The following is an 11,751-nucleotide window of genomic DNA, read 5'->3' on the forward strand; positions in this document are numbered from 1 at the left end:
CGGCACCGGAGCACGGAGGAACGGGCGATGGCGGAGCAGGCGATGATCATGGGCATCGGCGGCAAGGAGCCGGTCATCGACGCGGAGGCGTTCACCGCCCCGACCTCGGTGGCGATCGGCGACATCACCATGGCGGCGGGCTCCAGCCTCTGGTACCAGGCGGTGCTGCGCGCGGACTGCGGGCCCATCGTGATCGGCGCGGACTCCAACATCCAGGACAACTGCAGCGTCCACGTCGATCCCGGCTTCGAGGTGACGGTCGGCGAGCGGGTCTCGGTCGGCCACAACGCCGTCCTGCACGGCTGCACCATCGAGGACGACGTCCTCATCGGCATGGGGGCCACCGTCCTCAACGGCGCGCACATCGGCGCGGGCTCGCTGGTCGCGGCGCAGGCCCTCGTACCGCAGGGAATGCGCGTGCCGCCGGGTTCGCTGGTCGCGGGCGTCCCGGCGAAGGTGAAGCGGCAGCTGACCGAGGAGGAGCTGGAAGGCGTCCGCTTCAACGCGGTGGGTTACGTGGAGCTGGCCAAGGCCCACCGCGAAGCCTGCGAGGGCTGAGAGGGGGCCGCGGGGCCCGTCGGCTCAGTCCGCGACCGGCACGGTGCCCGGTTCCGGCTCGGCGGTCGCGGCGGAGTGCGCGGCGGCGGCCTTCTTGGCACGGTTCTTGAGGATCAGCATGGAGGCGAGGCCGATCAGGACCGCGATGGCCAGGCCGAGGTAGGAGAACCGCTTGAGCCAGGCCTCGGCGACGACCCCCACCGAGTAGATGACGGCCGTGGTGCCGCCCGCCCAGGCGATCCCGCCGAGCACGTTGGCGATGAGGAACTTCCAGTACGGCATGTGCAGCACACCGGCCAGCGGACCGGCGAAGATGCGCAGCAGGGCGACGAAGCGGCCGAAGAACACGGCCCACATGCCCCACTTCTGGAAGGAGCGCTCGGCCAGGCCGATCTGGCTCTCGCCGAAGTGCTTGGGGAACTTCCCGCCGAGCCAGGCCAGCAGCGGCCGCCCGCCCTTACGGCCGATCGCGTAACCGATCGAGTCCCCGATCACGGCTCCGGCGGTGGCGCAGGCGCCGAGGATCCAGGGGTTGATGCCGTCGTGGCTCGCGGCCAGCAGCGCGGCGCTGACCAGGACGATCTCGCCGGGCAGCGGGATGCCCAGGCTCTCCAGCCCGATGACGGCGCCCACCAGGATGTAGACGCTGATCGCGGGTACGGTCTCCAGCCACTCCTGGATGTGCAACGCCGGTTCCTCCGTAGTGATGTCCTGTCGCCCGCCGGACACTCATCGGCGCACCGCGGGAAGCCTACCCTCAGCTTCACGGAGGCGGACAGCGAGAAGGGCCGCCGGCGGGGGCAGCCCTTCTCCTGCGTACTCGGCCTACGAATCAGGAGTTCGGGCGCAGCGTCCAGACCACGGTCATCTCACCGGTGACGGCGCCGTCGCCGCGCCGGATCTCCACGGTCACCGGGAATTCGGGGCGTTCGCCCGCGTCGAGTTCGGCGACGACCTCGGCGGCGGGACGGCCGAGGACGGCGGTCGCGGTGACCTCGCCCATGGCCAGCTTCTTGTAGCCGATCTCCGCGCTGACCGCGAGCGGCACGGCCCGGGAGAGCTGGTCGCCGAAGGCGGCGATGACGATGGCGCCGCTCGCCGACTCGGCCAGCGTGAACATCGCTCCGGCGTGCGGTCCGCCGATGTGGTTGTGGTAGTCGGCCTGGTCCGGCATGCGGACCACCGCGCGGTCGGCGGTGGACTCCAGGAATTCGAGGTTGAGGGTCCGGACCATGGGAACCGTCGCGGCGAGCATCTCGCCCGCGGTCATCTGTTCAGCGCTCATGAACGGGATGTTACTCACGGGTAGGCCGCTTTGGCCATGCCTCTCCGGGCCCGCACCGGCCGGGCCGCCGCCGCGCCTTCACCGTTCGCACACGGGGGCGGACGTAGCACCCGGGGCAGGGCACCTCTATCGTTACTCGCCATGTGGCCAGGACAGCAGCCGCCCGGGGGCGAGCAGAACCCGCAGGACCAGAACCAGAACCCGTACCAGCAGCCGGGGTACCAGCAGCCGAATCCCTACCAGCAGCCGGGATATCAGCAGCAGGGCCAGCCCGGGCAGCCGGGGCAGCCCGGTTACGGCTACCCGCAGCAGGGCGGGCAGGGCGGGTACGGACAGCCCAACCCGTACCAGCAGCCGACGGTTCCGCAGTACGCGGTACCCGGCCCTCCCGGCGACCCGCAGCCGGGCAACGACAAGAAGAAGACGACGGTCATCGCCATCGTCGCCGCGACCGCGGTCGTGGTGGCCGCCGCGGTCACCGGTGTCATCGTGCTGAACAAGGACGACGACAAGGACGGCAAGAACGTCGCCGACGACAAGAAGTCGTCCGCGCCCGCCAAGCCGTCCGGCTCCGCGTCCGCGCCGGAGGACAATCCGCGCGGTGGCGAGGACGCCAAGCCGCTGATCGCGGGCTGGAAGGTCGTGACGAACCCCAAGTGGGGCACCCAGTTCGACGTGCCGGGCGACTGGGAGGTGTCGCCGCCCACCGTGCAGTCCTACTTCGAGGACGAGAAGAAGAACGACGGCCTGCCGCTCATCGGGTTCAGCGCGCCGGCGGACCTCAAGCAGGAGTGGTGCACCGACGACGCCGACAAGGACGGCACCAAGGACAAGTACAGCCTGGCCGGCACCGGCACCCGGGGTGCGCAGGGCGCCACCGACCCGGATCTGAACGCCCGTAACGAGGCGGGCACCTGGGCCTGGGCCGCGTTCGCGCAGCACATGCCGAAGAAGACCATCAAGATCAGCAAGGCCAAGCAGTACACCACCAAGTCGGGGCTGACCGGGAGCCTGGTCACGGCGACCGCGCCCAACGTCACCAAGCGCTCCAAGTGCAGCAGCGACGGCAAGACGTACGCCTTCACGTTCAAGAACAAGAAGAACGAGTTCGCCTCGTGGGTGCTGTACGCCGCCGCGGGCGTGGACGACGAGCTGCCGAACGCGACGATCGAGAAGATCCTCAGCACCGTGCGTCTGGTGCCGGTGGTCGACCCCGACGGCGACTCCTGACCCCGGTCCGGGAACTCATTTGCACAACCGGGCGGCGGCCGCGATAGTCCCTGGGTGACCGACGCAGCCGCCCCCGCCCCCCGCACCACCCGACCCGTCCCGGCGGGCCGCAACTACCGGCTGCTGACCGCCGCCTCGATCATCACCGCCCTGGGCACCCACGGCGCGCTGATCGCGGCGGCGTTCGCGGTTCTCCAGACGGGCGGCGACGGCGGTGACGTCGGTCTCGTCGCCGCCGCCAGGACGGTGCCGCTGGTGCTGTTCCTGCTCATCGGCGGGGCGATAGCCGACCGCGTGCCGCGCCACCGGGTGATGGTCGCGGCCAACAGCCTCAACTGCGTCTCGCAGGGTCTCTTCGCCCTGCTGGTCCTGGCCGGCGACCCGAAGCTGTGGCAGATGATGCTGCTCACCGCGCTCTGCGGCACCGGGCAGGCGTTCTTCAGCCCGGCCGCCGAGGGCATGCTGATGTCGAGCGTCAGCGGCGAGCAGGCGAGCCGCGCCTTCGCGCTCTTCCGGATGTCCACGCAGGGCGCCGCGATCGGCGGCGCCGCCCTCGGCGGCGCCATGATCGCGGCCATGGACCCCGGCTGGGTGCTCGCCGTCGACGCGGCGGCCTTCGCGGTCGCCGGAGCCCTGCGCGCCTTCCTCGACGTCAGCCACATCCCGGCCCGCGAACCCGGGGGCGGGCTGCTCGCGGACCTGCGGGACGGCTGGCAGGAGTTCACCGGCCGCCCGTGGCTCTGGTCCATCGTCGCCCAGTTCTCCGTCGTGGTCGCCGCCGTCGGGGCCGCCGAGGCGGTCTACGGTCCGCTGGTCGCCCGCGACTCACTCGGCGGCGCCCGGCCCTGGGGCTTCGCGCTCGCCGCGTTCGGCGTCGGCAACCTGGCCGGGGCGCTGCTGATGATGCGGTGGAAGCCGCGTCGGCTGCTGCTGGCCGGAACGCTCTGCGTCTTCCCGCTGGCCCTGCCGTCGGCCGGGCTCGCGGTGCCGCTGTCGGCGACCTGGCTCTGCCTGGTGATGTTCGTCAGCGGTACGGCGATCGAGGTGTTCGGCGTCTCCTGGATGACGGCCATGCACCAGGAGATCCCGGAGGAGAAGCTGTCACGCGTCTCCGCCTACGACTGGTTCGGCTCGGTGGCCATGGTGCCGGTCGCCACCGCTCTCGCCGGACCGGTCGAGTCGCTGGTCGGGCGCTCCCAGGCACTGTGGGGGTGCGCGGGCCTGGTCGTGCTCGTCACGGGACTGGTGCTGCTGGTTCCGGACGTACGCAATCTGACCCGGCGGACCGAGACGGTCGAGGTGTCCGCCGCCCCGCTCGTGCCGCCCGTCTCAGCCGACGCTGAAGGCGCCGTCGGGCGGCTCGGGTGACGCCACCGCGTCCTCGTCACCGACCGGCCGGGCCCCGTTGACGAACGCGGCCAGCGCAGCGCCGTGCTCCACCCGCGCCGCGAACGCGTCCCCCGCGCACCGGCGGGCCAGGGCAGGTACGTCGAACGGGACGCGCGAGGCGACCAGGACCACGTTGCCGAAGCGGCGGCCGCGCAGCACACCCGGCTCCGCGATCAGTGCCAGCTCGGCGAAGACCGCCGCGAAGGTGGCCAGCTGCGAGCGCAGGAAGCCGAACGGCGGCCCGTCGGCCAGGTTCGCGGCGTAGATGCCGTCCGGCCGCAGCGCCCGCGCCGCCGCCCGGGCGTACGGGACCGAGGTGAGGTGGGCGGGGACCCGGGAGCCGCCGAAGACGTCCGCGATCAGCAGGTCGACCGAGCCGGGAGCGGTGCCCTCCAGCCGGGCGCGGGCGTCCGCCGCGTGCACGGCGATGCCGCAGTCCGCGGGCAGCGGCAGATGTTCCGCGACGAGGCCGAGCAGGCCCCGGTCCGCGTCCGCCACCTCCTGCCGGGAGCCGGGCCTGGTGGCCGCGACATAGCGGGGCAGGGTGAGGCCGCCGCCGCCCAGGTGCAGGACGTCCAGCGGCTCGCCGGGGTCCGCCGCGCAGTCCACGACGTGGCCGAGCCGGCGGGCGTACTCGAACTCCAGGTGCTCGGGCGCGTCGAGGTCGACGTAGGACTGCGGGGCGCCGTCGACCGTGAGCAGCCAGGCCCGCTCCCGGTCCACGTCCGGGAGGAGGCGTGCGGTGCCGTGGTCCACGTCCCGGATGACGGGTATCGACTCGTTCACTCCCCCATTGTGAAGGCTCCCGGCGGACGGGCCCGCCTCCCCCGGGGCCGGGGGAGGCGGGCCCGCTGCCCGTACGGCTCAGAGCAGCTCCGTGACGGTGCCGGCGCCGACCGTGCGGCCGCCCTCGCGGATCGCGAAGCCCAGGCCCGGCTCCAGCGGGACGTCCCGGCCCAGCTCGACGGTCATGGTGACCGTGTCGCCGGGGCGCGCGACCGCCGCCTCGCCGAGGTCCACGTCGCCGACCACGTCGGCGGTGCGGATGTAGAACTGCGGCCGGTAGCCGGTGGTGACCGGGGTGGTGCGGCCGCCCTCGCGCCCCGACAGGACGTACACCCGCGCGGTGAAGCGCCGGCTAGGGATGACGCTGCCGGGCGCCGCGACGACGTGACCGCGGCGCACGCGGTCGCGCTCGACGCCGCGCAGGAGCAGCGCGACGTTGTCGCCGGCCTCGGCGGACTCCATCGGCTTGCCGAAGGTCTCCAGGCCGGTGACGACCGTCTCGATGTCCGGGCCGAGCACCGACACCCGGTCGCCGACGCGGACCGTGCCGCGCTCCACGGCGCCGGTGACGACCGTGCCCCGGCCGGTGATGGTCAGGACGTTCTCCACCGGCAGCAGGAACGGCGCGTCGGTGTAGCGCACGGGCATCGGCACATAGGTGTCGACGGCGTCGAGCAGCGCCTCGACGGCCCCCGTCCAGCGCGGGTCGCCCTCCAGCGCCCGCAGCCCCGACACCCGTACGACGGGCACCGTGTCGCCTCCGTAGCCGTGCGCGGACAGCAGCTCGCGCACCTCCAGCTCGACCAGGTCCGTCAGCTCGGGGTCGCCCATGTCCGCCTTGTTGAGCGCCACCACGATGTGGTCGACGCCCACCTGGCGGGCGAGCAGGACGTGCTCGGCGGTCTGGGGCATGATCCCGTCGACCGCGGAGACGACGAGGATCGCCCCGTCGAGCTGGGCGGCCCCGGTGACCATGTTCTTGATGTAGTCGGCGTGACCGGGCATGTCGATGTGCGCGTAGTGCCGGGTGCCGGTCTCGTACTCGACGTGCGCGATGTTGATGGTGATGCCGCGCTGCGCCTCCTCGGGCGCGCGGTCGATGCGGTCGAAGGGGACGAAGGTACCGGTGCCGCGGTCGCTGAGCACCTTGGTGATGGCGGCGGTCAGGGTCGTCTTGCCGTGGTCGACGTGGCCCATGGTGCCGATGTTGAGGTGCGGCTTGGTGCGCACGTATGCCGTCTTGGGCATGAGTTCATTCCTTGGGATGCGAAGCGTGACATGAGGACCCCGGGGCCGGCCGACCCTCCCCTCGCGGGGTCCGCCGGACGGCCGGGGGAGGGTCAGCTTCGGGCGCCGCCGAGGGGCGCTGCGGCAGCGGTGACCGCTGCGGCGACAACTGCTGCGAGGGTGCACACGGCAGCCTTCGGCGCGTCCGCGACTGCGGACGGCGCTGCGAGGAAGGCGTACCGGGACATGCGCCGATCATCTCCGAAGGGCCGTCCGGCCGTCGAGCGAATTACGGCGGAGCGTACGGGGATTGGGTGCGGGCGGCCGCGGTTCCCGCAGGTGCGCATTACGGCGATCACACACCTTTGTCGGTTACTCTCCCCGAATGCTCGACACCGTCCCCGCCACCCGGCCCGCCCCCGGCCTCGCCGTGCGCTGCGCGCGGGTGCTGCTGTCGCCGTGGTCCCGGCTCTCGCTGCTCGTCGCCGTGCTGGTGGCCGCCGCGACGGCCATGGTGCTGCTGGAGCCTCAGCAGCTGCTGACCTCCGGCAGACTCGGGCAGCTCAGCGGCGGTTCGACGGCGGTGGTGCTCTTCGGACTCGCGTACGGGGTCTGCACGGTGGCGTTCGTGCCGCGGCCGCTGCTGAACCTCGCGGCGGGGGCCCTGTTCGGGGCTCAGGCGGGGCTCGCGGCGGCGATCGGCGGCACGGTGCTGGGGGCGGGGGTCTCCTTCATGCTCGGCCGGGTCCTGGGCCAGGACGCGCTGCGCACGCTGGTGCGGGGGCGCTGGCTGCGGGCGGCGGACGGCCAGCTGAGCCGGCACGGCTTTCGCTCGATGCTGGCGCTGCGGCTCTTCCCCGGGGTGCCGTTCGCCGCCGCCAACTACTGCGCGGCCGTCTCGCGCATGGGCTATCCGCCGTTCCTCGTGGCGACGGGGCTGGGCTCGATCCCGAACACGGCCGCCTATGTGGTGGCGGGCAGCGAGGCGTCGTCGCCGACCTCACCCGCGTTCCTGGCGGCGATGGGCTTCATCGTGCTGACCGGGGCCGGAGCCGCCGTGGTGGCCTGGCGGCGCCGCCACCGCCTGGGCGGCTGAGGCGACGGGGCGGAGCGCGCGGGGGGTGTCGCCGGGCGTTCACCCGGGGGCGATACGCTGCCCGCGACCGACAGACGAGACAGGGCCCGGCCGGGCCCCGTTCTCGCACGACCGCACACCGCACACCGCCTGCGCCCGACGCCGGCGGCAGGTGCACGAATACCCCGGGATGGCCCAAGCCCCATGAGCTGGTTCGAATCGTTCGTCCTCGGCCTCGTCCAGGGACTGACCGAGTTCCTCCCGATCTCCTCCAGCGCGCACCTGCGGCTCACCGCGGCGTTCGCCGACTGGCAGGACCCGGGCGCGGCCTTCACCGCGATCACCCAGATCGGCACGGAGGCCGCGGTCCTCATCTACTTCCGCAAGGACATCGCGCGGATCGTCTCGGCGTGGTTCAGGTCGCTGACGAACCGTTCGATGCGCGGCGACCACGACGCCAAGATGGGCTGGCTGGTCATCGTCGGCTCCATCCCGATCGGCGTGCTCGGCCTGGCGTTCCAGGACCAGATCGAGGGCCCGTTCCGCGATCTGCGGCTGATCGCCACCACCCTGATCGTGATGGGCATCGTGCTCGGCATCGCCGACCGGATGGCCGCCCGCGACGAGCAGGGCGGCAGGCACCGGGCCGGCAAGCAGCGCAAGACCCTGCGCGAACTGGGCGTCAAGGACGGCCTCATCTACGGCTGCTGCCAGGCGATGGCCCTCGTCCCCGGCGTCTCCCGGTCCGGCGCCACGATCAGCGGTGGTCTGCTGATGGGCTACACCCGGGAGGCGGCGGCGCGCTACTCGTTCCTGCTCGCGGTCCCGGCGGTGCTCGCCTCGGGCGTCTTCGAGCTGAAGGACGCGGGCGAGGGACACGTCTCCTGGGGTCCGACGATCTTCGCGACGGTCATCGCGTTCGGGGTGGGCTACGCGGTCATCGCGTGGTTCATGAAGTTCATCACCACCAAGAGCTTCATGCCGTTCGTGATCTACCGGATCGTCCTGGGCGTGGTGATCTTCTTCCTCGTCGGCACCGACACGCTGAGCCCGCACGCGGGCGAGTCCGCGGGCTGACCTCGCGCGTTGCGCCGCCCCCCGGTCCCGGCCGGGGGCGGCGCTTTCGTCAGATCTCCGTGTCGCCGGGGCCCTCGGCGCCGAACTGCTCGGCGCGCAGGGCGAGGTCCTGGAGCACGTCCGCCGAGGTGACGTCCGTCTGCCCGGAGTCGTGGACCTGGGCCAGCATGGCGAACGCCAGGGTGAACGCCCCGACGAGCTGTTCCACCGCTCCCCCGACCTCGCGTCCGACGACCACCACCACGTCCTCGACGGTGGCGTCCTCCGGGATGGCGATCCTGGGCATGGTCTCGTTGAGGAGGGCGGTCACCACGGTCGAGTCCGTGTCGGCGTCGTCGCGGTCCGGGTTCTCCTCCAGCAGCCGGCGCATCTCCCCCGCCTCGGTGAGGATGCCGACCACACGCTTCACCACTTCGCTCTGCTCCATACCGCGAGCATAGGCGCAGGCGGACCGGCCCAGAGGGACAAACGACGGGCTGGATCACGCCGTGCCGGGGCCCGGACGGCCGCCTCCGCCTCGGCACCGGGAGCCGCGCCGCCGTAGCGTACGAAGCAGGTACGGACGGCGGAGAGGAACCCATGAGCGGCACCGAGCTTCCCGTGATCGCGGCGGTCGACGGCTCCTCGCACAGCTTCGACGCGCTGGACTGGGCAGCCCGTGAGGCGGTCGTACGGGACTGGCCGCTGCTCATCGTGCACGTCCGGCAGCTGGCCCGGCGCACCGACCAGGAGGCGCAGGAGCGGGAGGCGGGCGAGCTGCTGGCCTCGGCGGTGCGCCGGGTGGCGCTGGTCGCTCCGGGGCTGCGCCCGACGACGCTCGCACCGCTCGACTTCCCGTCGGCGGCGCTGGTCTCGCTGAGCCGGGACGCCTCGCTGCTGGTGCTCGGCTCGCGGGGGCTCGGCGGGTTCCGGTCGCTGATGCTGGGGTCCAACAGCCTGGCGACGGCGTCCATGGCGAAGTGCCCCGTGGTGGTCGTGCACGGCGGCCGGGACGACGAGGAGCCGGCCCGTGAGGGCGCGGGCGAGGTCTTCCCGGACATCGTCGCCGGGGTGGCCGCCGACGAGAGCAGCGACGGGGTGCTGGACTTCGCCTTCGAGACGGCGGCCGCGCACCCGGGCTCCCGGCTGCGGATCGTGCACGGCTGGACGATGTTCTCCTCCATGCTGTCCGGCGGGCCGGTCTTCGACCGGGACGCGGCGGCGGACGCGGCCGAGCGGTCCCTGGCGGAGCTGACGGCCGGCCGGCGTGCCACGTATCCGCAGGTCGAGGTCATGAAGGAGCCGGTGAACGGCTCCGCGGCACGCACGCTGGTCACCGCGTCCGCGACGGCGTCGCTGACCGTCGTCGGACGGCGGCGGGGCGGTGAGTCGCTGGGCCTCGGGCTGTCGCCGGTGGCGCACACGACCCTGACGCACGCGATGGGCCCGGTGGCCGTCGTCCCCTGCTGAGGGCCGGGCAGCGTCCACCGGTCCACACTGGGGAAGAAGATCGGGACCGGATGCGGACGGACCTGCCGGAGGGTGGGGCGAGGAGGCGGGGCATGGGGTCGTGGACCGGGTGGCGCGAGCGGGGGGCACGGGTGCTGGACCGGGCTCCGGGGCGGGTGGCCGCGGCGCTGGTGGCCGGCGCGCTGCCGGCCCTGGCCTTCCCCGCGCCCTCGCTGTGGTGGTTCGCCTATCTCTGCCTGGTCCCGCTGCTGTTGCTGGTCCGGTCGGCCGGTACGGGCCGCCGGGCGGCGCGCGACGCGTGGCTGGGCGGCACGGGTTACATGATCGCCGTACACCACTGGCTGATGCCGAGCCTCCATGTGTTCATCGTGCTCCTCGCGGCGCTGCTGGGTCTGCTGTGGGCGCCGTGGGGGCTGCTGGCGCACCGGCTGCTGCGCGGCCCGCTGAGCGGACGGGCCGCGGTCGCGGCGGTGGTCCTGGTGCCGTGCGGCTGGCTGATGATCGAGCTGGTGCGGTCATGGGAGGCGCTGGGCGGCCCGTGGGGGCTGCTCGGGGCGAGCCAGTGGGAGGTGGCGCCGGCGCTCCGGCTCGCCTCGGTGGGCGGGGTGTGGCTGGTGAGCCTGCTGGTGGTGGGGGTGAACACGGCGGTGACCGTGCTGCTGGCGCACTCCGCCGCCCGGACCGTGGCCGTCGTGTCGCTCCTGGCGGGAGCGCTGGTGGCCGCGGCGGCCTGGGTGTGGGCGCCGCGGCCCGAACCGGCGGGCACCGCCCGGGTGGCCGTCGTGCAGCCCGGGATCGTGGAGGGGCCGGGCAGCGTGCGGCGGAGGTTCGCCCTCGGCGAGGAGCTGACGCGGTCGCTCGCGGGCAAGGACGTCGACCTGGTGGTGTGGGGCGAGAGCAGCGTCGGCGTGGACCCGGTCCGGCGGCCGGACATCGCGGCCCGGCTCGCGGCGCTGTCGCGGGCGGTGGGCGCGGACCTCCTGGTGAACGTGGACGCCCGGCAGACCGACGCGGCGGGGCGCACCGGGATCTTCAAGAGCGCCGTGCTGGTCGGGCCCCGGGGGCTCACCGGGGACCGGTACGACAAGATGCGGCTCGTCCCGTTCGGCGAGTACATCCCGGCCCGGTCGGCCCTCGGCTGGGCGACCTCGATGGGCCGGGCGGCGGGCGAGGACCGGCTGCGCGGCACGGGCCCGGTCACGATGCGGGTGCCCGGCGCGGACGGATTGCGGCTCGGCCCGCTGGTCTGCTTCGAGTCCGCGTTCCCGGACATGAGCCGGCGTCTGGTCCGGGACGGGGCGGGGCTCCTGGTCGCCCAGTCCTCCACCTCGTCCTTCCAGCACGGCTGGGCGCCGGGCCAGCACGCCTCGCTCGCCGCGCTGCGGGCGGCGGAGAGCGGCCGCCCGATGGTGCACGCCACGCTCACGGGCGTGAGCGCGGTGTACGGCCCGCACGGCGAGGCGGTCGGCCCCCGGCTCGGCACGGACACCAGCGGGACCGCCGTCTACGGGGTGCCGCTGGCCCGGGGCACGACGCTCTACGTACGCCTGGGCGACTGGGCGTTGTACGGGGCACTGGTAGTGCTGGCGGTCTTCTGTGCGGCGGAGGGCGTACGGGGGGTGCGCGCCCGGAGGCGTACGCGTCCGGCGAAGACCGCGACGCAGGCCTCCTAGGG

At 73.2% G+C, this 11,751-nt stretch carries 12 protein-coding genes; 7 read left to right on the plus strand and 5 right to left on the minus strand.

Going from position 1 to position 11,751, the window contains the following annotated elements:
• Positions 1-27: 27 nt before the first annotated feature.
• A complete protein-coding gene (locus tag ACZ6C6_RS29650) occupies positions 28-558 on the plus strand; it encodes a gamma carbonic anhydrase family protein (RefSeq protein WP_469207106.1) in 531 nt (176 codons plus the stop codon).
• A gap of 24 nt (positions 559-582) precedes the next feature.
• Here ACZ6C6_RS29650 and ACZ6C6_RS29655 read toward each other — a convergent pair whose 3' ends face one another.
• On the minus strand, positions 583-1,245 hold the full coding sequence (locus ACZ6C6_RS29655; protein WP_469207107.1) for a DedA family protein: 663 nt from the start codon (positions 1,243-1,245) through the stop codon (positions 583-585).
• Between the two features lie 145 nt (positions 1,246-1,390).
• The gene (locus tag ACZ6C6_RS29660; RefSeq protein ID WP_469207257.1) at positions 1,391-1,828 is read right to left on the minus strand and encodes a DUF4442 domain-containing protein; all 438 of its coding nucleotides are present in this window, start codon (positions 1,826-1,828) and stop codon (positions 1,391-1,393) included.
• A 156-nt stretch (positions 1,829-1,984) separates the two neighbouring features.
• Between ACZ6C6_RS29660 and ACZ6C6_RS29665 the strand changes: the two genes are divergently transcribed.
• A complete protein-coding gene (locus tag ACZ6C6_RS29665; protein ID WP_469207108.1) occupies positions 1,985-3,073 on the plus strand; it encodes a DUF8017 domain-containing protein in 1,089 nt (362 codons plus the stop codon).
• Between the two features lie 54 nt (positions 3,074-3,127).
• Positions 3,128-4,441: an MFS transporter gene (locus tag ACZ6C6_RS29670; protein WP_469207109.1), complete on the plus strand. Its 1,314-nt coding sequence runs from the start codon at positions 3,128-3,130 to the stop codon at positions 4,439-4,441.
• On the opposite strand, the gene ACZ6C6_RS29675 is transcribed toward ACZ6C6_RS29670, so the two are convergent.
• Both ACZ6C6_RS29675 and tuf read right to left on the minus strand, forming a co-directional pair.
• The gene (locus ACZ6C6_RS29675; RefSeq protein WP_469207110.1) at positions 4,403-5,248 is read right to left on the minus strand and encodes a spermidine synthase; all 846 of its coding nucleotides are present in this window, start codon (positions 5,246-5,248) and stop codon (positions 4,403-4,405) included. The two genes, ACZ6C6_RS29670 and ACZ6C6_RS29675, sit on opposite strands and share 39 nt — an antisense overlap.
• Positions 5,249-5,326: 78 nt before the next feature.
• Positions 5,327-6,496, minus strand: coding sequence for an elongation factor Tu (tuf, locus tag ACZ6C6_RS29680; RefSeq protein WP_469207112.1), 1,170 nt, complete (start codon positions 6,494-6,496; stop codon positions 5,327-5,329).
• A gap of 364 nt (positions 6,497-6,860) precedes the next feature.
• On the opposite strand from tuf, the gene ACZ6C6_RS29685 reads away from it, so the two are divergent.
• Positions 6,861-7,571 carry a TVP38/TMEM64 family protein gene (locus ACZ6C6_RS29685; RefSeq protein WP_469207114.1) on the plus strand — a complete coding sequence of 237 codons (711 nt, stop codon included), beginning with the start codon at positions 6,861-6,863 and terminating at the stop codon, positions 7,569-7,571.
• A 183-nt stretch (positions 7,572-7,754) separates the two neighbouring features.
• The gene (locus ACZ6C6_RS29690) at positions 7,755-8,627 is read left to right on the plus strand and encodes an undecaprenyl-diphosphate phosphatase (protein WP_469207116.1); all 873 of its coding nucleotides are present in this window, start codon (positions 7,755-7,757) and stop codon (positions 8,625-8,627) included.
• A gap of 49 nt (positions 8,628-8,676) precedes the next feature.
• On the opposite strand, the gene ACZ6C6_RS29695 is transcribed toward ACZ6C6_RS29690, so the two are convergent.
• Positions 8,677-9,054, minus strand: a complete 378-nt coding sequence (locus ACZ6C6_RS29695; protein WP_203601496.1) for a hypothetical protein — start codon at positions 9,052-9,054, stop codon at positions 8,677-8,679.
• 152 nt (positions 9,055-9,206) lie between these two features.
• On the opposite strand from ACZ6C6_RS29695, the gene ACZ6C6_RS29700 reads away from it, so the two are divergent.
• Positions 9,207-10,076, plus strand: coding sequence for a universal stress protein (locus ACZ6C6_RS29700; RefSeq protein ID WP_469207118.1), 870 nt, complete (start codon positions 9,207-9,209; stop codon positions 10,074-10,076).
• Positions 10,077-10,168: 92 nt separating this feature from the next.
• Positions 10,169-11,749: an apolipoprotein N-acyltransferase gene (gene lnt, locus ACZ6C6_RS29705; protein WP_469207120.1), complete on the plus strand. Its 1,581-nt coding sequence runs from the start codon at positions 10,169-10,171 to the stop codon at positions 11,747-11,749.
• Positions 11,750-11,751: the final 2 nt, after the last annotated feature.

The organism is Streptomyces sp. NPDC041814, assembly GCF_055590565.1.

Bases quoted from the DNA above. Each gene is read 5' to 3' on its own strand.
- ACZ6C6_RS29650 (WP_469207106.1), top strand. From the start codon at position 28: ATGGCGGAGCAGGCGATGATCATGGGCATCGGCGGCAAGGAGCCGGTC.
- ACZ6C6_RS29660 (WP_469207257.1), bottom strand. From the start codon at position 1,828: ATGACCGCGGGCGAGATGCTCGCCGCGACGGTTCCCATGGTCCGGACC.
- ACZ6C6_RS29665 (WP_469207108.1), top strand. From the start codon at position 1,985: ATGTGGCCAGGACAGCAGCCGCCCGGGGGCGAGCAGAACCCGCAGGAC.
- tuf (WP_469207112.1), bottom strand. From the start codon at position 6,496: ATGCCCAAGACGGCATACGTGCGCACCAAGCCGCACCTCAACATCGGC.
- ACZ6C6_RS29685 (WP_469207114.1), top strand. From the start codon at position 6,861: ATGCTCGACACCGTCCCCGCCACCCGGCCCGCCCCCGGCCTCGCCGTG.
- ACZ6C6_RS29690 (WP_469207116.1), top strand. From the start codon at position 7,755: ATGAGCTGGTTCGAATCGTTCGTCCTCGGCCTCGTCCAGGGACTGACC.
- ACZ6C6_RS29695 (WP_203601496.1), bottom strand. From the start codon at position 9,054: ATGGAGCAGAGCGAAGTGGTGAAGCGTGTGGTCGGCATCCTCACCGAG.
- ACZ6C6_RS29700 (WP_469207118.1), top strand. From the start codon at position 9,207: ATGAGCGGCACCGAGCTTCCCGTGATCGCGGCGGTCGACGGCTCCTCG.
- lnt (WP_469207120.1), top strand. From the start codon at position 10,169: ATGGGGTCGTGGACCGGGTGGCGCGAGCGGGGGGCACGGGTGCTGGAC.